Source organism: Bradyrhizobium sp. (assembly GCF_017881085.1).
Classification (GTDB): Bacteria; Pseudomonadota; Alphaproteobacteria; order Rhizobiales; family Xanthobacteraceae; genus Bradyrhizobium.
In genome coordinates, this window is record NZ_JADGRI010000035.1 from 1 (window position 1) to 25,779 (window position 25,779).

Consider the following 25,779-nt stretch of genomic DNA (forward strand, 5'->3'; position numbering starts at 1 on the left):
GGCGACGCCGAGATCGGCAAGTTCCTCTCCGACGCCATGAAGAAGGTCGGCAACGAGGGCGTCATCACGGTTGAGGAAGCCAAGTCGCTGGAAACCGAACTCGATGTCGTCGAAGGCATGCAGTTCGACCGCGGCTACATCTCCCCCTACTTCGTCACCAACGCCGACAAGATGCGCGTCGAATTCGATGACGCCTACATCCTGATCAACGAGAAGAAGCTCTCCAACCTCAACGAACTGCTTCCGCTGCTGGAAGCCGTGGTGCAGACCGGCAAGCCGCTGGTCATCGTCGCCGAAGACGTCGAAGGCGAAGCTCTCGCAACCCTCGTTGTCAACCGCCTGCGTGGCGGCCTCAAGGTCGCAGCCGTCAAGGCTCCGGGCTTCGGCGATCGCCGCAAGGCCATGCTGCAGGACATCGCAGTTCTGACCGGCGGTCAGGCGATCTCGGAAGATCTCGGCATCAAGATGGAGAACGTCACACTCGCCATGCTCGGTCGCGCCAAGAAGGTGATGATCGACAAGGAGAACACCACCATCGTCAACGGCGCCGGCAAGAAGGCCGACATCGAGGCGCGCGTGAAGCAGATCAAGGCGCAGATCGAGGAAACCACCTCGGACTACGACCGTGAGAAGCTGCAGGAGCGTCTGGCCAAGCTCGCGGGCGGCGTCGCGGTGATCCGCGTCGGCGGCGCGACCGAAGTCGAAGTCAAGGAGCGTAAGGATCGCGTTGATGACGCGATGCATGCGACCCGTGCGGCCGTCGAGGAAGGCATCGTACCGGGCGGCGGCGTTGCGCTGCTGCGCGCGTCCGAGCAGCTCAAGGGCCTGCGCACCAAGAACGACGACCAGAAGACCGGCGTCGAGATCGTGCGCAAGGCGCTGTCCTGGCCGGCTCGCCAGATCGCGATCAACGCGGGCGAGGACGGCTCCGTCATCGTCGGCAAGATCCTCGAGAACAAGTCGTATGCCTACGGCTTCGACTCGCAGACCGGCGAATACGGCGATCTCGTCAAGAAGGGCATCATCGACCCCACCAAGGTGGTCCGTGCGGCGATCCAGAACGCGGCGTCCGTCGCGGCTCTCTTGATCACCACCGAAGCCATGGTGGCCGAACTGCCGAAGAAGAACGCAGCCGGCGGCGGCGGTATGCCCCCGGGCGGCGGCATGGGCGGCATGGACTTCTGATCCATTCGCTTCACGCATTATCCAGCAATGCAAAACCCCGGCAGCGATGCCGGGGTTTTTGTTTGCGGGATGGATTGCGAAGCTTGCTCACACTACACGTCGTCATTCCGCGCCGCGCCACTCAGCGCGAGTCTGGGATCACACTTCCGATCGTGGTTATGGTGTCCGGGCTCGATGCTTCGCATTGCCCCGGAATGACGAATGATAATCTGCGATGGCTTAGCGATCAAACGCGACTGCCGCCCCGCCTCAATCCACCCGCGCCACCACCGCCAGGCGCTTGATGCCCTGGTTGCGATAGGCGTTCAGGAAGGCGTTGTAGTCCTTGAAGGAGACGCAGCCGTTGGAATCGCCGTTCGGGCCGAGCATGTAGGTGTGTGCGAGCAGACCTGAGCGGCCATAGATCGCGTCCTCGCCGCCGATCGGGGTCAGCCGCAACGCCGGCACGCCGTGGAACAGCGCCTCGCGCGGCTTCAGCTCGTAAATATGCGGTGGCGTCACGCCGCGCATCCGGATACGCGCGGAGTGGGGATCGTCGAGCTCGGAGCCGAGACCGGAATGCGCTTCGAGCTTGCTGCCGTCGGGCAGGTAAACCGTGTGCGCGGAAATGTCGTAGACCGCGGTTGAGCGGTCATACGGCGCCGATCCGCCGAGCGCCGGATTCTGGTTTTGTCCGAGCTCCTGTCCAAGGCTGCCGGTGACGCTCGCGTCGGCGGAGGCGTAGGCCAACAGCGACCCATGCGAGGGCTGCTTGCCCCACAGCTTTTCGGTGATCGACTGTCGCTCGTTCGAGGCGAGCGACATCACCGCGGCCTTGGCGCGCTGCGCCATGTCGCGAACCGCAGATGCCGGCGATTTCGCCTCCGGCGCCTCGGCCGGACGTTGCGGCGGAAGTGCTGCGACCTGAACCGGCGCCGTTGCCTTCGACTTCGGCGCTTCGGCGAGTTTAGGTGTTTCGGATTTTGGCTTCGCCGCGTCAGCGAGCTTTGATGTACCGGATGGCGGCTTCGGTGCTTCGGCGAGCCTGGGCGTTTCTGGTTGCGGCTTCGGCTCAACGCCTTGCGGAGCGGCGGCCGCGAAGCGGTCGTCGAACGAAAGCGTTGACGAAGGCCCGAGCGCTGCGGGTTTGGCAACAAGCGTCGCCTGTTCGCCCAGGGCCGCAAAAGCCTCGCTGACTATCGTCTGCGGTTTGCGCGCCGCGACCTCCGCCGGCTGTCTTACGACCGGCGCATCGAAGTTGGCGCTGCCGAGCGTCGGATAGACATCGGCGCGAAACACATTGGCGTAGACGGTCCAGGCGCTGCCCAGCACCAGGAAGGCGATGGCCGCACCGCCGAGAAAATTCTGAGGGACTGATTTCCGGGATGAACGTTTGGACTTGAACACCGCAGAATCGAAACACGCACTGGTACTGTTACTCATCCGCCTTGCATCCAGACTGGTCCCACCTTGATCCCCTATCCAGGCTGCGCCCGATGATGCGCGTTCCCGCGGCATGTTCGAGCGCTACCCGGCGCGCGATGATTCCGCGGAAGTCCGCTCGATCATCTCGCAGAGGTGCGGAGCGTCATTAAGGCGACTTTTAGTTAAATGCGGATTAAGTCTGGGCGGATGTTGGGCATGGTTAATGCGCGGCTTTTCCCCGCGCCAATACGGGGATCGGCTGAGGCGCCATTCATGCCGACGCCCCGGAAATGCCGCATTGTGGACCGTTCGCGTTATGTTTGGGAGGAGCAATAGGTGCCCCTACTCCAGTTCCGGCGGCGGCGAACGGTCGAGCACCTCGCCGTTCGGGCCCTCGAGCAGGTCGAGCGCGTAGGTTTCGATGGTGAGGGACCCGCGCATGCGCCTGAGTTCCGCAACGCGTTCGACCCGCCCGAAGGCGTCCGTCAGGTAGGGCCGGCCGCCGGACCGCAATTCGTCGACATAGAGCAGCTTGCCGGCAAGCAGCGCGGGATCCGGTTCGGGCATGTTGACCCAGCGGATGCGCTGGCTGGGCTGCACGACGCAACTCCCTTTCGGCAGGTAGAACGCGAGCCAGCTGGTGGTGCCGTAGTCGGGCGCCAGCACGCAAGTGGCACCGCTACGAACACGCACCGCCTCGATGCCGGCGGCAAGTTCGCGCCAGCCGACGCCGACGCTGCGCACGGTGGCGTCGCGGCGATAGCCGGAAAGCCAGCCGGTGTTGGCCTGCACGATCAGAAGCGCGAACATCACGATGCCCACCGGCGAGGCCCAGCGCAGGCAGAAATCGCCAAGGCGCTGCGCGCGCGGCTCCCATGGCGTGAGATGGGCGGCGACCGCGGCGGCAATCGCGAAGGCGGGATACACCGGCGCGAACCAGTTGGCCTCGACGCGGGCGTGCAGCGAGTGCCAGACGAAATAGGCGACGATGGTCCAGAACATCGCGTTGATCAGGGTCCGCGCGGCGAGCGCGCCCGCATTGCGCCAGGCCAGTGCGTGAAGCCCCATCGCACCGAGGATGAATACCAGCGGCGTCGCGAATGCGACCTGGGTCGGGATCAATTCGGCGATGAACGCCGGCCTGAAATCCTCGATCCTGGCACGGCCCAGCTGCTTGATGAAGGACACCCAGTGATGATCGGCATTCCAGAGGATGACTGGCGTAAACAGCGCCAGCGCAACGAGGCCGCCGAGATAAAGCCAGGGCGAGCGCAGCCAGCCGCGCAATTTGGCAACGCTCACGAGCCAGATCAGGATCGCCGGGCCGAAAAACAGCGCGGTGTATTTTGACAATAGCGCCGCACCGACCGCGACGCCGACGGCAAGCCACCACGCGCCGCGCCCGGTCTCCAGAACCTTGGCGAGGAAGAAAAGGACAAAACTCGAGGCCACCAATAGCGGCGCATCCGGCGTAACGATCAGGGTGCCGACCGCCGCCATCAGGGTGACGTTGAGCAGGATGGTCGCGGTCGCCGCCACGCGCTCGCCGCCGAACAGGATGGAGGCCGCGCGAAACACCGCGAAACTCATCGGCAGCGCCAGCAGGATCGACCCCAGCCGCACGCCGAGTTCGGTATCGCCCGCGATCATGGTGCCCAGCCGGATCACGAAAGCGACCATCGGCGGATGATCGTAATAGCCGCCGGACAGATGCTTCGACCACATCCAGTAATAGGCTTCGTCGAAGGTCAGCGGCGTGAAGGCGGCGGCGACCAGCCGCAACACGACCAGCGCCAGAACCGTCAGCACCGTGTTGCGGACGAGCCGCCCCTCGTTCACGCTCATGGCGGATTCTTCGGCGGCTTCTTCGGCAGGTTCATCGCTTGCGCCAGACGAACAGTCCCGACATCGCGTAGTTCCACACCACGCCCATCAGCGCACCCGCGGCTCCCGCCAGCCACCAGATCGGCTCCTGGTCGAATACCGATAGCGCCACGCCGACATTGGCGAGCAGGCCGACGCTGCAGACGACATAGAACAACAACAGCCCGCGCAGGATCGCAAAACCCTTCAGCCGCTGGTCGCGATAGGTGAGGAAATTGTTGAGGATGAAATTGCTGGTCATGGCGCAGAGCGCGGCGACGCCCTGCGCGTTCGGAAACGGCAGATCGAAAGCTTCGAGCGCCGCGTAGAGCGCGGCGAAATGCACGAAAAGGCCGATCGAGCCCACCATCGCAAACAACAAAAAGCGCAGCGACACCACGTCGTGGGTCAGCTTCGCCAAGACCAGCCCCAGGAAATCCAGTGCCACCATGGAATCGAGCTTGCTCTCGCCATGCAGCCGCGAGGCGAAGGTGTAGGGAATTTCCCTGACGCGCAGATCGCCGCGCGCGGTGGCGACGATATCGAGCAGGATCTTGAAGCCCTGCGTGGAGAGCTGCGGCGCCAATTGCTCGAAGCGATCCCGGCGGATCATGAAGAAGCCGCTCATGGGATCGGCGATCTTGACCCGCAGCACGCGTCTTGCCACTTCGGTGGCGAACTGGCTGGCGCCGGCCCGCTGCTTGTTGAAGCTGTCGGCACTGCCGCCTTCGATGTAGCGGCTGCCGACCACGAGATCGGTCTCGCCAGTCTGAAGCAGCGCCAGCATTTTCGGCAGCTGCGTCTCGTCATGCTGCAGGTCGGCGTCGATCACGGCCGCGCATGGCGCGCTGGAGGCCAGGATGCCCTCGATGCAGGCGCCGGACAGGCCGCGCCGCCCGATCCGCCGGATACAGCGGACGCGGGTATCCTGCCGCGCCAGGCCGCGCACCACGTCCCAGGTGCCGTCGGGGGAATTGTCATCCACGAAGATGACTTCCCAGGCTTTCCCTGCGAGCGCGGTCTCCAGCCGCCGGAACAGCGTGGTGACGTTGTCGCGCTCGTTGAAAGTGGGGACGACGACCGAAAGCTCTGGGGTCGCGACCGCCTGCGGCGGGCTTTCGGGGCCCGGTCTGATGGCTTCATTCATGCGCCAGCGTATATCCGATAGCCTGCGGGGAAGCCAAGGAGCAGTTAAGGCACCAGTTTAAGCCGGAATTGCCGAAAACGGGCCCGAAACAGGCCCAGAAATGCCAACGACCACGAACAGAGGGCGCGCGTACATCCGGCGCAGCCTGACTATTCAGTGGTCGTCCCAGCGCCGGAGCTATGAAGCATCGACGTCGCCGTTAGGGGCTAGATGGGGATAGCCGTCGGGTTCCGCAAGAGGCGCCTGATGGCGCACGCGGTCTACTGCGGCACCTCTCGCACCACCGGTCCCCTGGCGGCGGGCGGCGGCGGTGTTGCCGGCTGCGCCGCCGGCTCAACCTTCTGAACCGGCTTTGGCGGTTTTCCAATGGGCCCATACACGAACGCGATGACCAGCACCACGGCGGCAACGATCGTACCCAGAATACCTGCGACTCTTTCCGAATTCATCTTGGATTTCCCGGCGGTCTCCCCACCGCCTTCTCGCAGAAAACCGCTGATATGGCGAGTGGGGATCAGCCGAACTTAATCGGCTGGTGCTGAGATGCGCGAACAAAATTGGACATGGCTGATTCCCTACTTCGCCGCCGCTTTGTGATTGATGAAGGCCGTCACGACGTCCTTCTGCGCCGCGGCGATGGCATTGTTGGCCGTGGTCATATGCGCGCCGGAATCGACGCTGGGGAATTGCAGCGACAGGAAGTCCACCAGCGCCACCCGAAAACTCTGCCGTTCGGAGGGACAGACGCTCGCGATCCGCGAGGTGAAATCGGGACCCGACATGCCCTTGTTGCCCTCGCTCTGGTATTCCCGCGCCAGACAGTTCCAGTAGGAATCGCGTCCCGACACCGCCAGCCGGTGCGCGTCGTCGACGTCGTCGGCCAGGGCGGCGGAAGCCGTCATCGCCAGTGCCGCCACCATAAGCATCCGCATCCTGTTCTCCTTTTTGCGCATTCTAACGTGAACAGCGAAGCAAGGTAAGCCGGCGTATTTCGGCAGCAACCGAAGCATTCAAAATCTCACCACATCAGCGCCGCGCAACGAACAACTGGGAAACGCGATTCCAGCGCAAACAAGGCGGAGGCTGATTCTTTGGACGAGGGGAGATCAGGGCATGTCGACGACGGACCACAATACGCCGGCCGGAAAACAGGGCCGCCGCAACCGAAAGGCGGCGCGGAACTCTAAACCGGGACAACCGCCGAGCCCGCAAGCGGATCAACTGCAGCCGGCCGAAGAGCCGATTGCCGCGACCGCCGCGCCTCCCGAACCCGCGCCGATCGAAGCAGCCGCGGCGGCGGACGCCGCCCCGGTCGAGATGGCCGCGACGGAGGACGCCGCCCCAATCGAGGCGGAGGCTCCGGCAGACACCGCACCGATCGGAGCGGACGCGCCGGCCGCCCCCGCCCCGGTCAGCCTGCAGACCATCGCCAATGCTTATGGCGACTACACAAGGCGATCCCTCGAGGAGACCCGGTCCTTTGTCGAGAGGCTGAAGGGCGCGAAGTCGCTCGACAAGGCCATGGAGGTGCAGACCGAGTTCGCCCACCACGCCTTCGAGATCTTCGTCGCGGAGTCGCAGAAGATCTACGGACTCCACAAGGAGCTTGCCAGGCAAACGATGAAACCGTTGGAGGGCCTGATGAACAGGCCGAACCGGGACCCGCGCTAGACCGCAAGGAAGCAGATCGCTGTCCTGGTGCAGAGGGAGTGGAAGGCAGTGGCTCCGGTTGTTCCGGAGCCTTTTTTTCGATTGGGCGGCTGTCTGGCGAAGGCGCCGGCGGATTGGCGCCGCAGCTCTCCTTCATTGCGCAAATGAGCCGCGGGATTGGCTTGCGCTCACCACATTTATTTGCAATTTTCGGCTTTATAATTCTTGATATGCAATTACTGGATTATGGGCTCGCCAATGGCTGGTTCGCGCATGTTGCCATAGCTCATCGCCTCAGCTGTTTTCGGTCGATCTCGGCATTCTGACGCAAGCGCGAGCGGGCGAGCGCTGTCTCGCTTACCGGGGGAGAGCACATCCATGCCAAAGAAAATCGTCCTCTGCCTCGATGGCACCAGCAACGAGTATGCGGCGGCGAACACCAATGTGGTCAAGCTTTATGCCATGCTCGATCGCACCCGGCCCGACCAGTTGAGCTATTACCAGCCGGGCATCGGGACCATTCCGCCGCCGGGGGTCTGGGGAAAGTTCAAGCAGTGGTTCATTACGCGGCTCGATCTCGCCTTTGCCTGGCTGCTATCGAACCATGTCAGCGACGCCTATCGGTTCCTGATGCGCTACTATCAGGACGGCGATTTGATCTTCATCTTTGGCTTCAGCCGCGGTGCCTACACGGCGCGGGTGCTTGCCGGCATGCTGCACAAGGTCGGCCTGCTGACGCAGGGCAATGAAGAACTGATCCCGTTCGCATGGGACATGTTCAAGCGCCGTGATCCGGAGCTTGCCGACGGGTTCAAGAAGACCTTCAGCCGCCCGGTGCAGATCCATTTCCTGGGGCTTTGGGATACCGTCAGCTCCGTCGGCTGGGTACCCTGGGCATCGCGGCACTTCCAGTTCACCGAGAACAATCCGGACGTGGACATCGTCCGCCATGCGGTCGCGCTCGACGAGCGGCGCGTCTACTTCGTGCAAAACCTCTGGGGCATTGTGCCGGCGGATCTCGAACAGGTCTGGTTTGCCGGGGTACATTGCGATGTCGGCGGCGGCTATCCGGAGGAGAAGTCCGGGCTTTCCGCGATCGCACTGCGGTGGATGGTCGGCAAAGCCGAAGCCGCCGGCCTGATTTTCGATCCCGCCATGAAAGCGGAGGTGCTTCCGTCGCGAAGCACGGCCAGGTATGCCGCCCCAAATGCGGAAGGCGAGAAAAATGAATCCCTCACCGGCCTGTGGTGGATCGTCGAATATCTGCCCAAACGCTACAAGGACCCGGCCGCCAATTTTGCGCCGCGCTGGATGCTCCACGCCGGGCGGCCGCGCCACGTGAACCCGAAGGCCAAGGTCCATGCGTCGGTGTTCGAACGAATGAGGCTCGTTCCGACGTACCAGCCGACAAACCTGCCCGTGGACCGTGAGGAGGTCCAATAATTCTCGCCCTGAACGATGACGGGATCGACGGACGCCTGCCCCGCATGGCTTCGGCGACTGGCCAACCGCGAACGATTTGACTAGGCTTGCAGCAACATCCCCTCCCTCCTTCGCGACGAGAGCACCGGTGAGCAAGGCCCCCAAGAAGGCATCGAAATCCGCTTCCACCCATTCAGGCCACATCTATATCGGCGTCGGCGGCTGGACCTTTGCACCTTGGCGCGGGGTGTTTTATCCGGAGAAGCTGACGCAGGCCAAGGAGCTGGAATACGCCGCCTCGAAGCTGACCTCGATCGAGATCAACGGCACTTATTACGGTTCGCAGAAGCCGGAGAGCTTTCGCAAATGGGCGCACGAGGTGCCGGACGGTTTCGTGTTCTCGGTGAAGGGGCCGCGCTTCGCCACCAACCGCCGGGTGCTGGCGGAGGCCGGCGACTCGATCAAGCGGTTTTACGATTCCGGCGTGCTGGAACTCGGCGACCGCCTCGGCCCGGTGCTCTGGCAATTCGCGCCGACCAAGAAATTCGACGATGCGGATTTCGGCAAGTTCCTGGAACTGCTGCCGCGCAAGCTGGAAGGCCGCAAGCTGCGCCATGTGGTCGAGGTGCGGCACGACAGTTTTTGCGCGCCCGCTTTCATCGCGCTGCTGCGGAAGTTCGAAACGCCTGTGGTGTTCGCCGAGCACGGCAAGTACCCGGCCATCGCCGATGTCACCGGCGATTTCGTCTATGCGCGGCTGCAGAAGGGCAATGACGACATCAAGACCTGCTATCCGCCGAAAGAGCTCGACGCCTGGGCGAAGCGGCTCGAGCTTTGGGCCGCCGGCGGCGAGCCGGACGACCTGCCGCGCGTCGATGCGGCAAAGGTGACAAAAGTCCCGCGCGACGTGTTCGCCTATGTGATCCACGAGGGCAAGGTGCGCGCGCCGGCGGGTGCGATGGAATTGATCGAACGCGTGAGCTGACCGGATGGCAAAGGCCAAGAAGTTCTTCACCATCGGCTATGAACAAACGCCCGCCAAGGCCGTGCTCGACGAGCTCGAGCACGCCGGCGTGAAGCTTCTGGTCGACGTGCGCGCGGTCGCGGCCTCCCGCCGTCCCGGCTTTTCGAAGAACCAACTCGCCGCCGGACTCGACGAACGCGGCATTTCATATCTGCATCTGCGCGGGCTGGGTACGCCCAAGGACGGCCGCGAGGCCGCGCGCAGCGGCAAGTTCGACGTGCTGCACAAGATCTACGCCAAACACCTGAAGACGCCGCAGGCGAAGGAAGAGCTCGACGAGCTTTCGGCGCTGGTGAAGAAATCCGGCCCGGTCTGCATTCTCTGCTATGAGCGCGATCACAAGGAGTGCCACCGGCAGTGGATCGCCGAGATCATCGAAGACCGCGACGGGGTGAAGGTGGAAAATTTGGCGGCGAAGCAGGTGTAGGATCACCCCTCGCCCGCCAGCGTAAACGTCCCCTCCATCATCTCCACGCAGCCGCCGCCGACATGGGCGGAGACGATGCCACCGTTCGCCTTGACGACACGAGCCAGCAGCAGGCTCGGCCGGCCCATATCGACGCCCTGCCCGATTCGCAGTTTCAAGTCGCCGTCGCGTTCGCCGGCGAGATCGGCAAGCATGGCCGCCGCGGCCACCGTGGCGCTGCCGGTAGCGGGATCCTCGATAAGGCCGCTCGATCCGGGAAAGAACATCCGCGCCTGCAGGTCGAGCGGCTGCTCGGCCGCTGGCACGTCGCGTGTATAGAAGTAGACCGCAAAGGCCCCGTGGCACGGCAATGTCCGCGCGAACGCCGCAGCATCGGGCCTCGCGCGCCGCAGCGCGTCGCGCGAGGTCAATTCCGCCACCAGGAACGGCATGCCGACCGAAACGACTTGCGGCGGATGCCGGTCGGTCCTGATGTCGGCCGCCGTCAGCGAAATGCAGCTCGCGGCCTGCTCGGCGCTGAATTGCGAAAGCTTACTCAGAGCCTGCGGCGCGGTGAGCTCCGCGCCGACCACCCTGCCCGCTTCCCGCAGGATATCGACGAGCACGAGACCCGCGCTCTCCTCGAACTTCAGCCGCGGTGGCGGCTTGGCCGCGCGGCCAGCCAGCACAAAGGCGGTGCCGACATTGGGGTGGCCCGCGAACGGGACCTCCTGCTTCGGGGTGAAAATGCGTACGTGGGCGTCGTTGGCGCCGTCCCGCGGCGGCAGCACGAAGGTGGTTTCGGCGTAATTGAACTCGGCGGCGATCGCCTGCATCTGCGCGGTCGACAACCTGCCGGCGTCCAGCACCACGGCGAGCGGGTTGCCGCCGAAGGCACGGTCGGTAAAAACGTCCACGGTGATATAGCGGCGTTGCATCTGAGGTCTCCGGTTTTTCGATCAGCCAGAACATGAGGCGGATCGCGCCGTCAAGCAGAGCGCCAAGCCGAACACTTCTAGCCCAACTGCCACACCGTCATCGGCCTGTCATAACCCCTCACCGCGACCTCCCCGAGCGGCTTGGCGTCGTCGCAGGCTTCGCCGAGCGCATCGCGGACGGCGGCCGAGACTAGCAGCTGCGAGTCAAATTCCTTGTTGAGGGCCTCGAGCCGGCTTGCAAAGTTCACGGTGTCGCCGATCACGGTATATTCCTTGCGCCGCGGCGAGCCGATATTGCCGGCGACCACTTCGCCGAAATGGATGCCGATGCCGATGCGCAGCGGCCAGCTGGTCTGCCGGTTGGCGCGTTCATTCGCCGCCAGCATTTCGCGCGCGGCGGCGACCGCGTGTTGCGCGGCATCGGGCGCTGCAAGCGGCGCGCCGAACAGCGCCAGGAACCCGTCGCCGAGAAACTTGTTCACGATGCCGCCATGGCGGTCGAGGATGTCGACCAGAACCGCGAACGCGCCGTCGAGCCGGTCCACCACCTCGCGCGGCGAGCGGGTGCTGGCGCCAGCGGTGAAACTCCGGAAATCAACGAACATGACAGCGACCCGGCGGATTTCGCTTCCGCCCGTGGACCCCTCCGCCATCAGCCGTTCGACCACCTGCGGCGACACGTGCTGGCCGAACAGATTGGTGACGCGATCGCGCGCGGTCGCGGCCAGAATGCTGGCCTCGAATTGCCGGCGCAACTGCACCCCGACCGCGCCCGCCAGCATGCCACAGATCAGGACCACCACGCTGCGCACCGAGTGGTAATAGAGGTCCGGCGGCGGATCGGTGCTGCCGGCCGGATTAAAGAACATCGCCATGCAGAACAGCTCGGCCGCGGCGACGAAACCGGTAAAGGTCGACAGCCAGAAATCCAGCCGCAGCGTCGAGAGAATGATGAAGATGAAATAGGTGAAGGGAACCACGAAGCCGAGCGCCTCCACCCGCCCCATGCTGTCGATGTGCAGCGCCAGCACGATCGTCGGCATCGAGGTTTCGATCAGCGCGCCGAGATACCGCCTGAACACCGGCAGGTCGCGATCGAGCCGCAAGGCGCGGCTGATGGTCCGGTGGACCCACAATTCGAACAGGATGAAGGGAATCAGGACCGCGTAAAGGTAGGCCGGCGTCAGGCGGCCATGCCAGAGATGGCTGATCGCATAGGGGTCGAGCGCATAGAGGCTCAGGACCATAACGGCGATAATCGCCGCGGTCGCGACCAGCGCCTTGATCCGGATCAGCTCGGTGCGCAGCACCTGCCGCATCAGGGCATGGCTGAAGTCGGCCGATACTGCCGGGCGTTTTTCGCCTGCGCTTTTCCACCATGGCTTCGGCATCGTTTTCCCCGATGCGTATCCTGCCTCAATCGAGCGTGCGGCGGAAGCGCGTCACCGCGATGGTCATGGCCAGCAGCATCAGGGCGAACAGGGCGATGGTGTCGTATTCCAGATTATGCAGGACCGCGCCCTTCAGCATGATGGCGCGGACGATGCGTATATAGTGCGTCAGCGGCAGGCCCTCGCCGACATATTGCGCCCAGACAGGCATGCCCATGAACGGAAACATGAAGCCGGACAACAGGATGCTCGGCAGGAAGAACATCATCGACAGCTGCATCGCCTGCAATTGGTTCTGCACGATGGTCGAGAACGTATAGCCGATCGAGAGGTTGGTGGTGATGAACAGCGTCGAGAGCAGCGCCAGCAACGGCAGGCTGCCGAGAACGGGTACCCCGAACAGCAGCACGCCGATTCCGATGATCAGCGTTCCCTGGAGGAAGCCGACCAGCACGTAGGGCATGATCTTGCCGAACATCACCTCGACCGGCTTGATCGGCATCGACAGCAGGCTTTCCATGGTGCCGCGCTCGGTCTCGCGCGTCACCGACAGCGCCGTGAAGATCAGCATGGTCATGGTCAGGATGGTGCCGACCAGCCCCGGCACGATGTTCAGCCGCGACGCCGCCGCCGGGTTGTATCGCGCATGGGCCCTGATCTCGAACGGCATCGACGGCGGATCGCCGGCGAACAGATCGTGCTCGAGCGCGGTCTGCACCAGGGTGCCGAGTGCGCCGAGCCCTGCGCCCGCCGCGACGGGATCGGTTGCATCGGCCGCGACCAGCAGCGCCGGCCGGTCGCCGCGCCGCACCGCGCGCTCGAAGCCACGCGGGATTTCGACGCCGAACAGCACCTTGCCCGACTGCAGGAGATCGTCGAATTCCGCGACATTGTGGACCTCGTAGGCAAAGCGGAAATAAGCACTGTTCTCCAGCGCTTTCAGGATCGAGCGCCCGAGATCGCTGTCCTCCTGCAGCAGCACCGCCGTCGGCAGATGATGCGGCGTGGTATTGATGGCGTAGCCGAACAGCAGAAGCTGCATCACCGGAAGCATGATGATCATCGCGAACGACACGCGGTCGCGCCGGAGCTGGATGAATTCCTTGATCACCATCGCATAGCTGCGCCGCCAGAAGCCAAACGGCGGGTCCGGGGTTTCGCCTCGATGGTTCGGTGCGCCGATCATGCTCATTGGAAATTATCCTTCGAGCGGGTCATCAGCTCGATGAACACATCCTCCAGCGACGGCTCGCTGTGCTGCCAGTGCCATCCATGGCTTTCGCGGAATGGGGCAATGGTGGCTTCGAGCGCCGCCCGATCGCGACCGGAGACGTGCAGGCTGGTGCCGAACGGCGCCACCATGTCGATGCCCGGCTGGCCGGTGAGCTGGTCCTGCAGCTTGTGGAGGTCGTCGCCGGTGACGGTGTAAGTCGACAGCGCCGATTTCGCGATCACCTCTTCGACCGTGCCGTGGGCCAGGAGGTACCCATAGGCGATATAGGCGATCTCGTGGCAGCGCTCGGCCTCGTCCATGTAATGGGTCGAGACCAGCACCGTCAGCCCATCGGCCGCCAGCGCATGGATCTCGTTCCAGAAATCGCGCCGCGCCTTGGGGTCGACGCCGGCGGTCGGCTCGTCCAGCAGCAGCAATTGCGGATTGGGCAGCGTGCAGGCGCCGAGCGCCAGCCGCTGCTTCCAGCCGCCGGAAAGTTCGCCGGCGAGCTGTTCCTCGCGGCCGTTCAGGCCGAGGCGCTTGATCATGTCGCGCGCGGCGCCTCGCGCATCGCGCATGCCATAGAGCCGCGCGACGAATTCCAGGTTCTCCCGCACAGACAGATCCTGATACAGCGAAAAGCGCTGCGTCATGTAGCCGACCTGGCGCTTGATCTTGTCGGCGTCGCGACGGATGTCGTAGCCGAGGCAACTCCCCTCGCCGCTGTCGGGCGTCAGGAGGCCGCAGAGCATGCGGATGGTGGTGGTCTTGCCGCTGCCGTTGGGACCGAGGAAGCCGTAGATGGTGCCGCGCTTGACCTGCATCGAGAGGTCATGCACCACCTCGCGGCCCCCGAACGACTTTGTCAGGCCACGCACGTCGATCGCGATGTCGGGGGCGGAAGCGGACAGCCCGGTCATCGCTTGTCCGCCACCGGCGTCTTGGGGTTGAGGTAGACGCTGATCGGCTGGCCGACGCGCAGGGAATCGGGCCGCGACGGCCGCGCCTGGATCAGATAGACGAGCTTGTTGCGTTCATCGAGCGAGTAGATCACCGGCGGGGTGTATTCGGCCGCGGTCGAGATGAAATAGATCTTGGCGGTGAGGTCGGCGGCGCAATTGTCGCAGGTTACCCGCACCTCGTCACCGATCGCCAGCTTCGGCAACTCCGTCTCCGGCACATAAAACCGGATCTTCATGTTGCCGGGCGGCATGATCGACAGCACCGGCCGCTGCGCCGGCACGGTCTCGCCTTCGCGAAAATAGATCTGCTGCACGGTGCCGTCGACCGGGGCAAAGCCGACGCGGCGCGCCAGCCGCGTCTGCGAGGTGTTGACGCGGGCTTCGGCGACGCGCAGCGCGGAGACCGCGGAATCGAGCGTGGCCTGGGTGCCGGAGCCGGTCTTGCTCAGGGAGGCTGCGCGGTCATAGCTTTGCTGCGCGTTGGCCAGCGTCGCCTTGTTCTGGTTCAGGTCGGCCTGCTGCAGATCGTCGTCGACAGAATAGAGCTGCATGCCGGACTTGACCTCGTCGCCCTCGCGGACGCTAAGCTTGGTCACGCGTCCGGATTCATCGGGGCTGACGAAAATCATGTCGGCTTCGACCCAGCCCTGATGGCCGGGATCTCTGGGCTGGTTGCAGCCGGCGAGCATGGCCGCCAGCGCAAACGCTGCCAGAATCTTCCATGTCGATCGCGACGAAGTCATGTCGTCCTCCGCTCGCCAAAGATCAGATCGAGATGGACGCGCAGCATCTCGGTTGCGTCCAGTGGCGCGTGTCTAGCGAACAGGCTTTGCCAGATCACGGCGATCAGCGCGGGCGCTACCAGGATCTGCGGAAAGCGCGCCAGCTCCTTGTGCGCAATTTCGCCGCGCGCGACGCCGAGTTCGATCAGCGCGCGCATGGCGGCGAGACCCCGCGACACCACTTCGCGATAGTAGAAATCGGCGATGGCGGGAAACCGCGGCCCCTCCGCCACGATCAGCCGCACGATGTCGCCGCGCCGTGTGGATGCGACCTCCTGGATGAAGGTCCGGGCGAAACCCTCGACCGCGTCGCGAACCGATCCGCCGATCGGCGGCGGCGCGTGCAACCGGCCAATCAGCGGCACCAAGGCGGTGCGGATCAGCTCCTCGAACATCGATTCCTTGTCCTTGAAGTGCAGGTAGATCGTGCCCTTGGCGACGCCGGCCCGCTTGGCGACGTCGTCCAGCCGCGTCGCGGTGAATCCGCGCGCAATGAACTCGTCCAGCGCCGCGTCGATGATGGCCTGCCGCCGCTCTGCCGCGCGCGCGGCGCGACCGGATAGCGGCTCGGACGGCGGCTCGGACGGCGGCGCCATCGGCAAAGCCGGCTTCACTGCCTCGGCCGGGGCAGCGGTCTCCCCGCGCCGGCGATGGCCCGGCTTTGAGGAGGTGCCTTCCGGGGGCGTTGGTCGGGAGTTGGACATGGATTTAATGTGACTGACTAGTCAGTCATTGTCAATTGGCGGACGGCAGCCGAAGTTTCACATCAGCGTTATTTCAACCTGAGGGGATGCGCATTGATTTCGTCATGGCTGGCCGGGCTTGTCCCGGCCAGCCACGACTTTCTTGCACTATCGCAAAGACGTGGATGCCCGGCACAAGGCCGGGCAAGACGGCGGAGCTGGAGACCTACCGATCTTGCGCTTGGGGCGGAGCCCCGATGAGATCGGCGCGGGACGTCCGAGGTGCTAGGATTGCCGCAGGGCCTTCATCGCAAAAACCCTGCCTCGCAGGACGTTCGCTGCAATCATCCCGACCAGCATGGCTGCGACAAACAGCAGGACTTTGGGTTGCAATGTCACAAGATCGGCAAAGGCTGGGCCCGGGCAGATGCCTGCGAGGCCCCACCCCACCCCAAACAGCGCCGAGCCACCGACAAGCGGCAGGTCGATCTGCTGCCGGGTCGGCAGGTGAAATCTGTCGTCGGCTACGGGCGCGCTACGGCGAAAAATCCATTTGTAGCCCAGTGTCGTAACGGCGAGAGCACCCGCCATCACAAATATCAGGGTCGGGTCCCAACTTCCTGCGACATCCAGGAATTTCAAAACCCGCGCCGGATTCACCATGTCGGAAACGGTGAGCCCGGCACCGAATATGACTCCAGCCAAAAGCGAGTAAATCAGCGACATGTCGGATGCCTAAATCATATGGCGGATAATGAAAACGGTTGCCGCGCCGGTAGCCATGAAAGTCAGCGTTGCAACGACGGAACGCATCGAAAACCGGGCAAGGCCGCAAATGCCGTGACCGCTGGTGCAGCCCGACCCGACGATCGATCCAAAGCCGACGATGAAACCTGCGAGGACCGTGGTCGGCATGGTCGCCGCAAAACTCACGCCGCTCCAATCCTTCAGGCCGATCGCCGTGACGAGCAGCGCGCCCAGAGGCAACCCCAAGATGAAGAGCAAACGCCATGGCCTGCCCGCCGCGTCGCGCGCGGTCATGGCGTTCAGGGCGATACCGCACACGCCGGCGATGCGGCCGATGGTGAGCATCAGAATGATCGCCGCGAGGCCGATAAAAACCCCGCCGACAAGGCCCGAAACCGGTGCAAAATTCGTCATGGTATCCTGCTTCGCTGGATCATCTCTTCCGACAGCGTATCGCGGATCGATCTGTCGTAAAACTGAAAAACTCTGACAGTCAAGCGTGAAACTTCAGACCGTCGACGATCTTGTCTATCGCCTTGCGCTCGGCGCGCATGGCCAGGCCGACCAGATTGAGATCGGCGCGCATCACCGTCTTCACCGCCTCGCGGTTGGCGGCGTCATGCGTGGTCTTGAACATGTCCTCAGTATAGACCGCGGGCGTGACGTTGCGCGCCAGCGCGCGCTCGAGCGCGCGGGTCAGCGCCGGGCGGTCGGCGCCGTAGATCAGAATGGGCTGGCCGATCAGCGACAGATATTTTGTGCCCGATCGGTCCTCGTAAGGCTCCCCGATGCATTCGGGGAATGCGGCGGCAATCCCTGAGGTCAGGAACGACGCGACGTTGAGCTTCTGCCACGCTTCGAGGTCGGTCCGGATCACGACCGCGATCTTGGTGTCGAATTGCATGATTGGTTTTCCCGTCATTCCGGGATGGTCCGCAGGACCAGACCCGGAATCCAGAAGTTATTGGCTCGAGATTGCCCGATGTGCAACAGCACATCCGAGGTTCGCGCCTTCGATGCGTCCCGGAATGACGATAAGACCTGGATGAAGATAGAATCTACCCCTTGGCGTCGCAGGCCCAGGCGCGGATCACGCATTCCTTCCCGCCGAATTGGTAGCATTTTTTCGTCGCTTCGTTGAGCGTGCTCGAAATGTGCGGCTTGACCGCGTAGCCGTGGGCCCCGCAGGGGTTGGTCATGTCGATCGCAAGCGCGGCGCAGGCCCGCTTCATGGTCACCGCGGTGCAGCCGCCGCCCCTGCACTGCCTGAGCGCGGCCTCGCGTGCCGCGTTCTCGGCCGGATAGTCAAAGGCCTGGCCGTAGGCGCCGCATTTGCCCACCGCGAAGGCACCCGCCGCCCAGGTTTGAGTCACGAATCGCGTGCCGGCGATCGCCAACGTCAGTGCAAATACAAGCAACGCGCGGCGTTGCGCGACGGCAGTCGAAACGATCAAAATCCCCTCCCCCGAGGCCGAGTCGGCGCGAATTTAAGGGAGAGGACGTTTCAACTTGGTGAACGGGAGATTGAAAGCTGGCGTGCGTAACAACTACGCCAGCCGCGCCGCCTCGAGCGCCTGCGGCGTGTCGATGTCCAGAAACGCGCCGTGGCCTTCGACCGGGACTTCCGCCACCGCCTCGCTGTGCTTGGCGATCAGATGGCGGGCGCCGATGTCGCCGTCAAGCGTCATCAATTCGTTGAAGAAGCGGCGCGACCACAACACCGGATTGCCGCGCCGGCCGTCGCTGGAGGGCACCACGATCAAATTGCCGCGGTCCGGCGCAAAGGTCTCGACCAGCCGGTCGATCAGATCCGCGGATATCAGCGGCATGTCGCCGAGACAGATCACCGCGCCGTCGGCCGTTTGAGGCACCGCCGCGATGCCGGCCTTGACCGAGCCGGCGAGACCCTCGGCGAAATCCGGATTATGCGCGAAGGTCACTTTTAGTCCGCGCAGGGCTGTCCGCACCTCGTCGGCCTGATGGCCGGTGACGACGATCACGCATTGGGCTTTCGAGGCCAGCGCCTGCTCGGTCACGATCCGCACCAGCGGCTTGCCGCCGAGTTCGGCCAAGAGCTTGTTGGGGCCGCCCATCCGGGTCGAACGTCCCGCCGCGAGAATGACCGCGGCGACGTTGCGGTTGTCGTCGGCGGCTAAGCTTTCGCGCGGCTGCGGCCGCGTCACGATTTCCATCAGCAGCCCGCCGACGCCCATGCCGGTAAGTTCGGCGCGCGTCACTTTCAGCCCGGCCAGCAGCCGCATCAGCACCCAGTCGAACCCGTTTTCGACCGGCGAGCGCGCGCAGCCCGGCGCGCCCAGCACCGGCACGCCGCCGGCGCTGCCGATCAGCAAGAGATTGCCGGGATCGACCGGCATACCGAAATGCTCGATGGCGCCGCCGATGCCGGAGATCGCCGCCGGAATCACGTCGCGCCGGTCGGCGATCGCCGAAGCTCCGAACACGATCACCAGTTCCGCGCCCAGGGCGAGCAATTCCTTGATTGCGGCCTTCAGTGCCGTCTCGTCATGCGGCACGCGGCGCTCGGCCAGAATCGCGGCGCCGGCGGGCGCCAGCCGTTCCGCGGTGACCCGCAGGGTCTTCTCCACCACCTTCGGCGCCAGCCCCGGCAGCAGGGTCGAGACCACCCCGACGCGCTTGATGACATAGGGCGCGATCCGCAGCGCGCCGCCGCTGGCAGCCCTGACCGCGGCGTCGCGCAGTTTCGCTTCAACTCCGAACGGAATGAGTTTGACGGTCGCAACCATCTCGCCTTCGACCACGGGCTTGAACGCGGCCAGCGTCGCAAACGTGATGGCCTCGTCGACGCCGTTGATCTGGTCGACCTTGGCGCGGTCCACAACCAGCACGCCCGCCTTGGCCGCAAACAGATTGGCGCGGCCGGTAAAGGCGCGTTCGACATTGACGCCCTCGCCGGCGACGGCCTGCGCGATGCTGGCGGCGGCGACGTCCTCGGAGACATCACCGTCCTCCAGCCGCACCACCACGATTTCCTTGACGCCCGCCCGGGTCAGCGCCTCGACCTCGGCGTGACCGATCGTGGTGCCTTTCTTCAGCACCAGCGGTCCCTGACGCAGCGTATGGACGGTAACCCCGCCGATCGCCTCCATCGGACTGGCGGGGCCGAACTTCATGCCGCGGCCTCTTTGGCCTCTTTCGGCAGCCGCAGCTGCGCGGTGATCTCGGCCATGATGGCAACCGCGATCTCCGACGGCGACACCGCGCCGATCGGCAAGCCTATCGGCGCGTGAATGCGGGAGATGTCGCTATCCCGCGCGCCTTGCGCCCTCAGGCGCTCGCCGCGCTTGGCGTGGGTTTTTCGCGACCCCAGCGCGCCGATATAGAAACAGTCGCGCTCGAAAGCGTGCAGCAGCGCCGGATCGTCAATTTTCGGATCATGCGTCAGCGCGACGAACGCCGTGTAGTGATCGATATTGAGCGGCGGCAGCGCCACGTCGGGCCATTCGGCGATCAGCGGCACGTCGGGAAACCGCTCGGGGCTCGCAAAGGCCGTGCGCGGATCCACCACCGTCACGTCGTAGTCCAGCGATCGCGCCAGCGGCGCCAAAGCCTGGCTGATATGCACCGCGCCGACGATCACGAGTTTGGCGGTCGGCGCATAGACATTGAGAAACAGCTTCTTGCCGCCGGCCTCGATCATGCCGCTCTTGCCCATGCGCAATTGTTTTGCCAGCTCCGCGCGCAGGGGATCGGCGCCGAAGTCGGCGGCCTTGACCAGCCGCTGCTCACCGCTTTCGGTGTCGGTAACGAGAATGACCGGCCGGCGCGCGGCGCGCTCGGCATTGAGCTGGTGCAGCGTCTGGAGTTTCACGACTGGCCCACCTTCTCGACGAACACGCGGATGGTGCCGCCGCAGGACAGGCCGACATTCCAGGCGGTCTCGTCCGCGACGCCGAATTCGAGCATCTTGGGCTTGCCGCTGGCAATCACGTCCAGGGCTTCGGTGACGACAGCGCCCTCGACGCAGCCGCCGGACACCGATCCCAGGAACGTGCCGTCGTCGTTGATGACGAGGCTCGAGCCCGCCGGACGCGGCGCCGAGCCCCAGGTCTCGACCACGGTGGCGAGCGCGACGCCGTGGCCGGCCTTCTGCCAGTCCTCGGCGGCCTTCAGGATGTCTTCGTCGCGATTGAGCATGGGAGCCTCTTTCAAGCTGCAGACCGGATCAGGCTGCGGTGGTGCACCGGCGGCACCGAGGACAGCGCCGCGATCAGCCCCTCGATCGAACTCAAATTATGTACCGGGCGGAATTCGTCAACGTGCGGCAGCATCATTTTGATGCCCTGCGCCTTGGCCTCGAAGCCGTCATAGCGCAACAGCGGGTTGAGCCAGATCAGGCGCCGGCACGACCTATGCAGCCGGTCCATCTCGAACGCCAGCTTGGCGTCGGCCTCGCGCTCCAGCCCATCGGAGATCAGAAGCACGATCGCGCCCTGGCCCAGCACCCGCCGGCCCCACAATTTGTTGAAGCTGTGCAGCGAGGTGCCGATGCGGGTGCCGCCGGCCCAGTCCTCCACCGACGACGAGCAGCTCGCCAGCGCCTCGTCGGGATCCCGCGCCCGCAAGCTGCGCGTCACATTGGTCAGGCGGGTGCCGAACAGGAACACCGAGACGCGCTTGCGCGCATCGGTGATGGCATGCAGGAAATGCAGGAACAGCCTGGTATATTCGCTCATCGATCCCGAGATATCCAAAAGCGCCACGATCGGCGCCGGCTTCTCGATCCGCCCGAGCCGGTGGATGTCGATGATGTCGCCACCGGTGCGAAGACTGCCGCGCAGCGTGCGGCGCATGTCGATCCGCAAGCCCCGCGCGTCCGGCTGGTAGCGGCGGGTGCGCAATTCGGCCTGCGGCAGTCTCATCTTCTCGATGGCGCGGGTCACTTGCGCGATCTCGGCCGCGCTCATCTGCGCGAAATCCTTTTTCTGCAGCACTTCCTTGTCGGATACCGACAGCCTGAGCTCCTGCTCCTGGGCCTGCGGCATCTCGGTCATCTGCGGCTGCGTCAGCGCCTCCTGGACCCGGCGCGAGGCCGGCGGCGGCTTTTTCTTGGCGTGCTCCGGCAGCGGCACCGAATCCAGCATGTGCTTCCACTCCTCGGCGGCGCGGAAGAACAGGTCGAAGGCCTGCGCGAAGATCAGAGCGTGCTCGTGACGCTTGACGAAGATCGCCTCCAGCGCGGTGAAGACGTCGGCGCGTTTGCCGATGTCGATCACCTGCAGCGCGTTCATGGCATCGATGATGGCGCCCGGCCCGACCGGAATCCCGGCGGCCCGGAGCGCGCGGGCAAAGCCGATGACATTGTCGGCCATTTGGCCCGTCGGGGGCGAGAGATGATTGATGGCCATCGTTGGTCCATGTCCCACGGTCGTCATTCCGAGGCGCGCCACCGAACTCGGGTTTACCCGAGTTCGGCAATATCAATGTCCAAGTCGGCAACAGCCGACTTGGATGCGCGAGTCCGGAATCCATACTCCCGATCGTGGTTATGGATTCCGGGTTCACGCTTCGCGCGCCCCGGAATGACGACGCTATTGTTACGACGCGAGCTAATCCTCGCTTGTCGCCTCTTTCAAAACCTTCTGCAGGGTGTCGCCCTGCATCCGCGCAATGTCGTCCTGGTATTTCAACAGCGCGCCGAGCGTATCGCCCACGACCTGCGGCGTCAGCGAGCGGGCGTCGAGTTCGGTGAGCGCGGTGGCCCAGTCGAGCGTCTCGGCGACGCCGGGCGACTTGTAAAAATCCTGATCGCGCAGCACCTGCACGAACTTGACCACCTGCTGCGACAGTTTCGCGGAGATCCCGGGCACGCGCGACTTGACGATCGCGAGCTCGCGCTCGGCATTGGGATAGTCGACCCAGTGATAGAGACAGCGGCGCTTCAGCGCGTCGTGGATCTCGCGGGTGCGGTTCGAGGTGATGATGACGATCGGCGGATGCGGCGCCTTCACGGTGCCGAGTTCGGGGATCGTCACCTGGAAATCGCTGAGAATTTCCAAGAGAAAAGCCTCGAACGCCTCGTCGGCGCGGTCGAGTTCGTCGATCAGCAGCACCGGCGCGCCGGCAACGTCCGGTTCCAGTGCCTGCAGCAGCGGCCGCTTGATCAGATAGCGTTCGGCGAAAATGTCTGACGACAGCTGCTCGCGGTCGGTATCGCCGGCCGCTTCCGCAAGCCGGATCGCGATCATCTGTGCGGCACTGTTCCACTCATAGACCGCGGATGCGACGTCCAGCCCCTCGTAGCATTGCAGCCGGATCAGCTTGCGCCCCAGCGCCGCCGACAGCACTTTTGCGATTTCGGTCTTGCCGACGCCGGCCTCGCCCTCGAGAAACAGGGGCCGGCCCATGCGCAGCGCCAGATAGGTGACGGTCGCCAGCGAACGCTCGGCGAGATAGCCGCGCGAGCCGAGAAGCTCCAGCATCGCATCGACGGAATTGGGCAGCGCCGATGCGGTCATGGCAGAACCAATCTTGATACAGCAGAAACCGGCAATGTCAGGCTTTGGCAGTCGCGGCTTCGACGGCGCGGCGCGCCAGCACGGCGATCAGATGCGCGCGATATTCCGCACTGCCGTGCAGGTCGCTGTTCAGGCCTTCCGCGGGCACCGTCAAACCGTCGAGCGCCTTCGGCGAAAAGCGCTTCTTCAAGGCATCCTCGAAAGAAGCGATACGAAACACGCCTTCGGAGCCGGCCCCGGTGACGGCGACGCGTACGTCCGCCGGACGCTTGGCGACGAACACCCCGACCAGCGCGTAGCGCGAGGCCTGGTTGCGGAATTTCACGTAAGCCGCCTTCTTCGGCAGCGGGAACATCACCTTGGTGATGATCTCGTCGCTCTCCAGCGAGGTCGTGAACAGCCCCTGGAAGAATTCTTCCGGCTTCAGGCGGCGCTTGTTGGTGACGATGGTGGCGCCGAGCGCAAGACACGCCGCGGGATAATCGGCGGTGGGGTCGTTGTTGGCGAGCGAGCCGCCGATCGTGCCCTTGTGGCGCACCGCGGGATCGCCAATCAGGCCGGCGAGTTCGGCCAAAGCCGGGATCGCCTCGCCGACGATGGGCGAGGTCGCGACGGCGTGGTGGGTCGCGGTGGCGCCGATGACGAGCGAACGGCCCTTCATCTCGATACCGTCCAGCCCCTCGATATGGGAGAGATCGACCAGATGCGGGGGGCTCGCGAGCCGCTGCTTCATGACCGGCAGCAGGGTGTGGCCGCCGGCGATCACCTTGGCGTCTTCATTCTTGATCAGGAGATTGGCGGCCTGCCGCACGGTCGCCGGACGATGGTATTTGAATTCGTACATGAATAATCCTTGATCGCCGTGCGCTGATATCAGTTACGCGAGATCGGAGTTCGCCATCGCCTTGGCGCCGGCCGCAATCGATTCAACGATGTTCTGGTATCCGGTGCAGCGGCAGAGATTGCCTTCGAGCTCTTCCCGGATGGTGTGGTCGGAGAGTTCATGACCCTTGCGGTGGACGATATCGACCGCGGTCATGATCATGCCGGGGGTGCAGAAGCCGCACTGCAGGCCATGATGCTCGCGGAACGCCTCCTGCATCGGATGCAGCGGCGCGCCGTCGGCAGCCAGCCCCTCGATGGTCCGGACTTCGTGGCCGTCAGCCATGACCGCGAGCGTGGTGCAGGACTTCACCGCCTTGCCGTCGAGATGCACGACGCAGGCGCCGCATTGCGAGGTGTCGCAACCCACATGGGTACCGGTCAGCCGCAGATTCTCGCGCAGGAACTGCACCAGGAGGGTGCGGGGGTCGACATTGGCGTTGACGGGATTACCGTTCACAATCAGGGAAATCTTGGCCATTCAGCACTCTCTTCATCTGCACTGCCGCATTGCACGGCAACACAGTCATTTAAATCGTTGCAGGGTCATAATATGGGCCATCCCGGTAATGAGCAACCTCACCTTCGGCATGGCCGGATATGGCCTCCGGGGCCCTTGGCGGGACTAGCCTTTTGGAAGGCTAGCCTCAAGATCAGCCTTGCACCGCCTTGGCGAAATTCGCGAAAAACTCGTCGGCCAGTTTCTTGGCCGAACCGTTGATCAGCCGCTGCCCGAGCTGGGCCAGCTTGCCGCCGATCTGCGCCTCGACGTTGTAGGTCAGCAGCGTGCCGCCATCCTTGTCGGCCAGCGCCACGGCAGCGCCGCCCTTGGCGAAGCCGGCGACACCGCCCTCGCCTTCGCCCGATATCTTGTAGCCATTGGGCGGATCGAGATCGCTCAGCGTCACGCGCCCCTTGAAGCGCGCCGATACCGGCCCGACCTTCATCTTGGCGACGGCGCGGAAGCCGTTGTCCTCGGTCCTTTCCAGCTCCTCGCAGCCGGGGATGCAGGCCTTTAGCACTTCCGGATCGTTCAGTTTGGCCCACACCGCCTCGCGCGGTGCTGCAAGCTGAACCTCACCATTCATCGTCATGGCCATTGGGGTGCCTCCCGGATTGCTCTTCTGTTGCCCCCAAGTAAAGCACGCGTGGCCCAAAAGGAAGGGGACGGATGGGGGATGAGCGATGCATATTCGCAGCGCAGCAGGCCGGCGCCGGCGCTTTGGGCGCGCAAATAAGCCGATGGAAACCGGCGGTTCTCCCCCGAAACGTCGTTGCCGGGCTTGACCCGGCAATCCATCCTCCTGAATAGACTCTGTTCTGGATGGATGCGGACCTCTGGCGCGAAGACGCCTGGTCCGCGCATGATGGGAAGGTTCAAAGCTCATGCCGATGATCGATGCCGACGGTTGCCTGCTCAACGTATCGGTCGAAGGCCGCGACGGCGGACCGACCCTGATGCTGTCGAATTCGCTGGGCTGTACCTTGCAGATGTGGGAGCCGCAGATGAAGGCGCTCACCCAGCTGTTCCGCGTGATCCGCTACGACCGTCGCGGCCACGGCAAATCCAGCGTCCCGCCCGG

General features: G+C 64.3%; 28 protein-coding genes and 1 pseudogene. 6 read left to right on the plus strand and 23 right to left on the minus strand.

Going from position 1 to position 25,779, the window contains the following annotated elements; all coding sequences use genetic code 11:
- Positions 1–1,185: chaperonin GroEL (gene groL / locus QZ213_RS05445; protein ID WP_291685038.1), on the plus strand; the 1,185-nt coding region annotated here is incomplete at its 5' end.
- Positions 1,186–1,434: 249 nt separating this feature from the next.
- On the opposite strand, the gene QZ213_RS05450 is transcribed toward groL, so the two are convergent.
- The 5 genes from QZ213_RS05450 to QZ213_RS05470 all read right to left on the minus strand — a co-directional run bounded on the left by QZ213_RS05450 (position 1,435) and on the right by QZ213_RS05470 (position 6,531).
- A complete protein-coding gene (locus QZ213_RS05450; RefSeq protein ID WP_291685039.1) occupies positions 1,435–2,607 on the minus strand; it encodes a tlde1 domain-containing protein in 1,173 nt (390 codons plus the stop codon).
- A 324-nt stretch (positions 2,608–2,931) separates the two neighbouring features.
- Complete coding sequence (locus tag QZ213_RS05455; RefSeq protein ID WP_291685040.1) at positions 2,932–4,434, minus strand: glycosyltransferase family 39 protein; 1,503 nt, start codon at positions 4,432–4,434, stop codon at positions 2,932–2,934.
- A gap of 31 nt (positions 4,435–4,465) precedes the next feature.
- On the minus strand, positions 4,466–5,599 hold the full coding sequence (locus QZ213_RS05460; RefSeq protein WP_291685041.1) for a glycosyltransferase family 2 protein: 1,134 nt from the start codon (positions 5,597–5,599) through the stop codon (positions 4,466–4,468).
- Between the two features lie 260 nt (positions 5,600–5,859).
- The gene (locus QZ213_RS05465; RefSeq protein ID WP_291685042.1) at positions 5,860–6,048 is read right to left on the minus strand and encodes a hypothetical protein; all 189 of its coding nucleotides are present in this window, start codon (positions 6,046–6,048) and stop codon (positions 5,860–5,862) included.
- A 126-nt stretch (positions 6,049–6,174) separates the two neighbouring features.
- Positions 6,175–6,531 carry a hypothetical protein gene (locus QZ213_RS05470; protein ID WP_291685043.1) on the minus strand — a complete coding sequence of 119 codons (357 nt, stop codon included), beginning with the start codon at positions 6,529–6,531 and terminating at the stop codon, positions 6,175–6,177.
- A gap of 181 nt (positions 6,532–6,712) precedes the next feature.
- On the opposite strand from QZ213_RS05470, the gene QZ213_RS05475 reads away from it, so the two are divergent.
- The 4 genes from QZ213_RS05475 (at position 6,713) to QZ213_RS05490 (ending at position 10,122) form a co-directional block, all read left to right on the plus strand.
- Positions 6,713–7,270 carry a phasin family protein gene (locus QZ213_RS05475; protein ID WP_291685044.1) on the plus strand — a complete coding sequence of 186 codons (558 nt, stop codon included), beginning with the start codon at positions 6,713–6,715 and terminating at the stop codon, positions 7,268–7,270.
- A 357-nt stretch (positions 7,271–7,627) separates the two neighbouring features.
- A complete protein-coding gene (locus QZ213_RS05480) occupies positions 7,628–8,692 on the plus strand; it encodes a DUF2235 domain-containing protein (RefSeq protein WP_291685045.1) in 1,065 nt (354 codons plus the stop codon).
- A 127-nt stretch (positions 8,693–8,819) separates the two neighbouring features.
- A complete protein-coding gene (locus QZ213_RS05485; RefSeq protein WP_291685046.1) occupies positions 8,820–9,656 on the plus strand; it encodes a DUF72 domain-containing protein in 837 nt (278 codons plus the stop codon).
- Between the two features lie 4 nt (positions 9,657–9,660).
- Complete coding sequence (locus QZ213_RS05490) at positions 9,661–10,122, plus strand: DUF488 domain-containing protein (RefSeq protein ID WP_291685047.1); 462 nt, start codon at positions 9,661–9,663, stop codon at positions 10,120–10,122.
- A 2-nt stretch (positions 10,123–10,124) separates the two neighbouring features.
- Here the strand turns inward: QZ213_RS05490 and QZ213_RS05495 are convergent, their stop codons facing one another.
- The 18 genes from QZ213_RS05495 to QZ213_RS05580 form a co-directional block, all read right to left on the minus strand.
- On the minus strand, positions 10,125–11,039 hold the full coding sequence (locus tag QZ213_RS05495) for a PhzF family phenazine biosynthesis protein (protein ID WP_291685048.1): 915 nt from the start codon (positions 11,037–11,039) through the stop codon (positions 10,125–10,127).
- A 77-nt stretch (positions 11,040–11,116) separates the two neighbouring features.
- Entirely contained in the window at positions 11,117–12,430 is a 1,314-nt protein-coding gene (locus QZ213_RS05500; RefSeq protein WP_291685049.1) for an adenylate/guanylate cyclase domain-containing protein, read from the minus strand.
- Between the two features lie 25 nt (positions 12,431–12,455).
- Positions 12,456–13,616: an ABC transporter permease gene (locus QZ213_RS05505; protein WP_291685062.1), complete on the minus strand. Its 1,161-nt coding sequence runs from the start codon at positions 13,614–13,616 to the stop codon at positions 12,456–12,458.
- 2 nt (positions 13,617–13,618) lie between these two features.
- Positions 13,619–14,563, minus strand: a complete 945-nt coding sequence (locus QZ213_RS05510) for an ABC transporter ATP-binding protein (protein WP_291685050.1) — start codon at positions 14,561–14,563, stop codon at positions 13,619–13,621.
- Positions 14,560–15,348, minus strand: a complete 789-nt coding sequence (locus tag QZ213_RS05515; RefSeq protein ID WP_291685051.1) for an efflux RND transporter periplasmic adaptor subunit — start codon at positions 15,346–15,348, stop codon at positions 14,560–14,562. Before QZ213_RS05515 ends, QZ213_RS05510 begins: the two co-directional genes overlap by 4 nt.
- A complete protein-coding gene (locus tag QZ213_RS05520; RefSeq protein ID WP_291685063.1) occupies positions 15,345–15,983 on the minus strand; it encodes a TetR/AcrR family transcriptional regulator in 639 nt (212 codons plus the stop codon). The genes QZ213_RS05515 and QZ213_RS05520 overlap by 4 nt, the downstream gene beginning before the upstream one ends.
- 372 nt (positions 15,984–16,355) lie before the next feature.
- Positions 16,356–16,796 carry a YeeE/YedE family protein gene (locus tag QZ213_RS05525; protein WP_291685052.1) on the minus strand — a complete coding sequence of 147 codons (441 nt, stop codon included), beginning with the start codon at positions 16,794–16,796 and terminating at the stop codon, positions 16,356–16,358.
- A gap of 9 nt (positions 16,797–16,805) precedes the next feature.
- Positions 16,806–17,231, minus strand: a complete 426-nt coding sequence (locus QZ213_RS05530; protein WP_291685053.1) for a YeeE/YedE thiosulfate transporter family protein — start codon at positions 17,229–17,231, stop codon at positions 16,806–16,808.
- Between the two features lie 79 nt (positions 17,232–17,310).
- Positions 17,311–17,721: a DUF2000 family protein gene (locus tag QZ213_RS05535; protein ID WP_291685054.1), complete on the minus strand. Its 411-nt coding sequence runs from the start codon at positions 17,719–17,721 to the stop codon at positions 17,311–17,313.
- 154 nt (positions 17,722–17,875) lie between these two features.
- Positions 17,876–18,268 carry a DUF4189 domain-containing protein gene (locus QZ213_RS05540; RefSeq protein ID WP_291685064.1) on the minus strand — a complete coding sequence of 131 codons (393 nt, stop codon included), beginning with the start codon at positions 18,266–18,268 and terminating at the stop codon, positions 17,876–17,878.
- Positions 18,269–18,364: 96 nt separating this feature from the next.
- Positions 18,365–19,969, minus strand: a complete 1,605-nt coding sequence (locus QZ213_RS05545) for a molybdopterin-binding/glycosyltransferase family 2 protein (protein WP_291685055.1) — start codon at positions 19,967–19,969, stop codon at positions 18,365–18,367.
- Positions 19,966–20,667, minus strand: coding sequence for an XdhC family protein (locus QZ213_RS05550; protein ID WP_291685056.1), 702 nt, complete (start codon positions 20,665–20,667; stop codon positions 19,966–19,968). Before QZ213_RS05550 ends, QZ213_RS05545 begins: the two co-directional genes overlap by 4 nt.
- Positions 20,664–20,993 carry an XdhC family protein gene (locus QZ213_RS05555; protein WP_079571460.1) on the minus strand — a complete coding sequence of 110 codons (330 nt, stop codon included), beginning with the start codon at positions 20,991–20,993 and terminating at the stop codon, positions 20,664–20,666. The genes QZ213_RS05550 and QZ213_RS05555 overlap by 4 nt, the downstream gene beginning before the upstream one ends.
- A gap of 11 nt (positions 20,994–21,004) precedes the next feature.
- Positions 21,005–22,204, minus strand: coding sequence for a VWA domain-containing protein (locus QZ213_RS05560; RefSeq protein WP_291685057.1), 1,200 nt, complete (start codon positions 22,202–22,204; stop codon positions 21,005–21,007).
- 201 nt (positions 22,205–22,405) lie between these two features.
- Positions 22,406–23,314: a MoxR family ATPase gene (locus QZ213_RS05565; RefSeq protein ID WP_291685058.1), complete on the minus strand. Its 909-nt coding sequence runs from the start codon at positions 23,312–23,314 to the stop codon at positions 22,406–22,408.
- A gap of 37 nt (positions 23,315–23,351) precedes the next feature.
- Complete coding sequence (locus QZ213_RS05570; protein WP_291685059.1) at positions 23,352–24,158, minus strand: xanthine dehydrogenase family protein subunit M; 807 nt, start codon at positions 24,156–24,158, stop codon at positions 23,352–23,354.
- A gap of 33 nt (positions 24,159–24,191) precedes the next feature.
- Entirely contained in the window at positions 24,192–24,677 is a 486-nt protein-coding gene (locus QZ213_RS05575; RefSeq protein WP_291685060.1) for a (2Fe-2S)-binding protein, read from the minus strand.
- A 172-nt stretch (positions 24,678–24,849) separates the two neighbouring features.
- Positions 24,850–25,296, minus strand: a complete 447-nt coding sequence (locus QZ213_RS05580) for a carbon monoxide dehydrogenase subunit G (protein WP_291685061.1) — start codon at positions 25,294–25,296, stop codon at positions 24,850–24,852.
- Positions 25,297–25,582: 286 nt separating this feature from the next.
- Here QZ213_RS05580 and QZ213_RS05585 point away from each other — a divergent pair.
- Positions 25,583–25,779: pseudogene (locus QZ213_RS05585) on the plus strand (3-oxoadipate enol-lactonase); the annotation flags it as partial.

What these genes read in the sequence shown, in the direction of transcription:
- QZ213_RS05450 (WP_291685039.1), bottom strand. Translation starts at nt 2,607, where the DNA reads ATGAGTAACAGTACCAGTGCGTGTTTCGATTCTGCGGTGTTCAAGTCC.
- QZ213_RS05455 (WP_291685040.1), bottom strand. Translation starts at nt 4,434, where the DNA reads ATGAGCGTGAACGAGGGGCGGCTCGTCCGCAACACGGTGCTGACGGTT.
- QZ213_RS05460 (WP_291685041.1), bottom strand. Translation starts at nt 5,599, where the DNA reads ATGAATGAAGCCATCAGACCGGGCCCCGAAAGCCCGCCGCAGGCGGTC.
- QZ213_RS05465 (WP_291685042.1), bottom strand. Translation starts at nt 6,048, where the DNA reads ATGAATTCGGAAAGAGTCGCAGGTATTCTGGGTACGATCGTTGCCGCC.
- QZ213_RS05470 (WP_291685043.1), bottom strand. Translation starts at nt 6,531, where the DNA reads ATGCGGATGCTTATGGTGGCGGCACTGGCGATGACGGCTTCCGCCGCC.
- QZ213_RS05475 (WP_291685044.1), top strand. Translation starts at nt 6,713, where the DNA reads ATGTCGACGACGGACCACAATACGCCGGCCGGAAAACAGGGCCGCCGC.
- QZ213_RS05480 (WP_291685045.1), top strand. Translation starts at nt 7,628, where the DNA reads ATGCCAAAGAAAATCGTCCTCTGCCTCGATGGCACCAGCAACGAGTAT.
- QZ213_RS05490 (WP_291685047.1), top strand. Translation starts at nt 9,661, where the DNA reads ATGGCAAAGGCCAAGAAGTTCTTCACCATCGGCTATGAACAAACGCCC.
- QZ213_RS05495 (WP_291685048.1), bottom strand. Translation starts at nt 11,039, where the DNA reads ATGCAACGCCGCTATATCACCGTGGACGTTTTTACCGACCGTGCCTTC.
- QZ213_RS05500 (WP_291685049.1), bottom strand. Translation starts at nt 12,430, where the DNA reads ATGCCGAAGCCATGGTGGAAAAGCGCAGGCGAAAAACGCCCGGCAGTA.
- QZ213_RS05505 (WP_291685062.1), bottom strand. Translation starts at nt 13,616, where the DNA reads ATGATCGGCGCACCGAACCATCGAGGCGAAACCCCGGACCCGCCGTTT.
- QZ213_RS05510 (WP_291685050.1), bottom strand. Translation starts at nt 14,563, where the DNA reads ATGACCGGGCTGTCCGCTTCCGCCCCCGACATCGCGATCGACGTGCGT.
- QZ213_RS05515 (WP_291685051.1), bottom strand. Translation starts at nt 15,348, where the DNA reads ATGACTTCGTCGCGATCGACATGGAAGATTCTGGCAGCGTTTGCGCTG.
- QZ213_RS05520 (WP_291685063.1), bottom strand. Translation starts at nt 15,983, where the DNA reads ATGGCGCCGCCGTCCGAGCCGCCGTCCGAGCCGCTATCCGGTCGCGCC.
- QZ213_RS05525 (WP_291685052.1), bottom strand. Translation starts at nt 16,796, where the DNA reads ATGTCGCTGATTTACTCGCTTTTGGCTGGAGTCATATTCGGTGCCGGG.
- QZ213_RS05530 (WP_291685053.1), bottom strand. Translation starts at nt 17,231, where the DNA reads ATGACGAATTTTGCACCGGTTTCGGGCCTTGTCGGCGGGGTTTTTATC.
- QZ213_RS05535 (WP_291685054.1), bottom strand. Translation starts at nt 17,721, where the DNA reads ATGCAATTCGACACCAAGATCGCGGTCGTGATCCGGACCGACCTCGAA.
- QZ213_RS05545 (WP_291685055.1), bottom strand. Translation starts at nt 19,969, where the DNA reads ATGAAGTTCGGCCCCGCCAGTCCGATGGAGGCGATCGGCGGGGTTACC.
- QZ213_RS05555 (WP_079571460.1), bottom strand. Translation starts at nt 20,993, where the DNA reads ATGCTCAATCGCGACGAAGACATCCTGAAGGCCGCCGAGGACTGGCAG.
- QZ213_RS05560 (WP_291685057.1), bottom strand. Translation starts at nt 22,204, where the DNA reads ATGGCCATCAATCATCTCTCGCCCCCGACGGGCCAAATGGCCGACAAT.
- QZ213_RS05565 (WP_291685058.1), bottom strand. Translation starts at nt 23,314, where the DNA reads ATGACCGCATCGGCGCTGCCCAATTCCGTCGATGCGATGCTGGAGCTT.
- QZ213_RS05570 (WP_291685059.1), bottom strand. Translation starts at nt 24,158, where the DNA reads ATGTACGAATTCAAATACCATCGTCCGGCGACCGTGCGGCAGGCCGCC.
- QZ213_RS05575 (WP_291685060.1), bottom strand. Translation starts at nt 24,677, where the DNA reads ATGGCCAAGATTTCCCTGATTGTGAACGGTAATCCCGTCAACGCCAAT.
- QZ213_RS05580 (WP_291685061.1), bottom strand. Translation starts at nt 25,296, where the DNA reads ATGGCCATGACGATGAATGGTGAGGTTCAGCTTGCAGCACCGCGCGAG.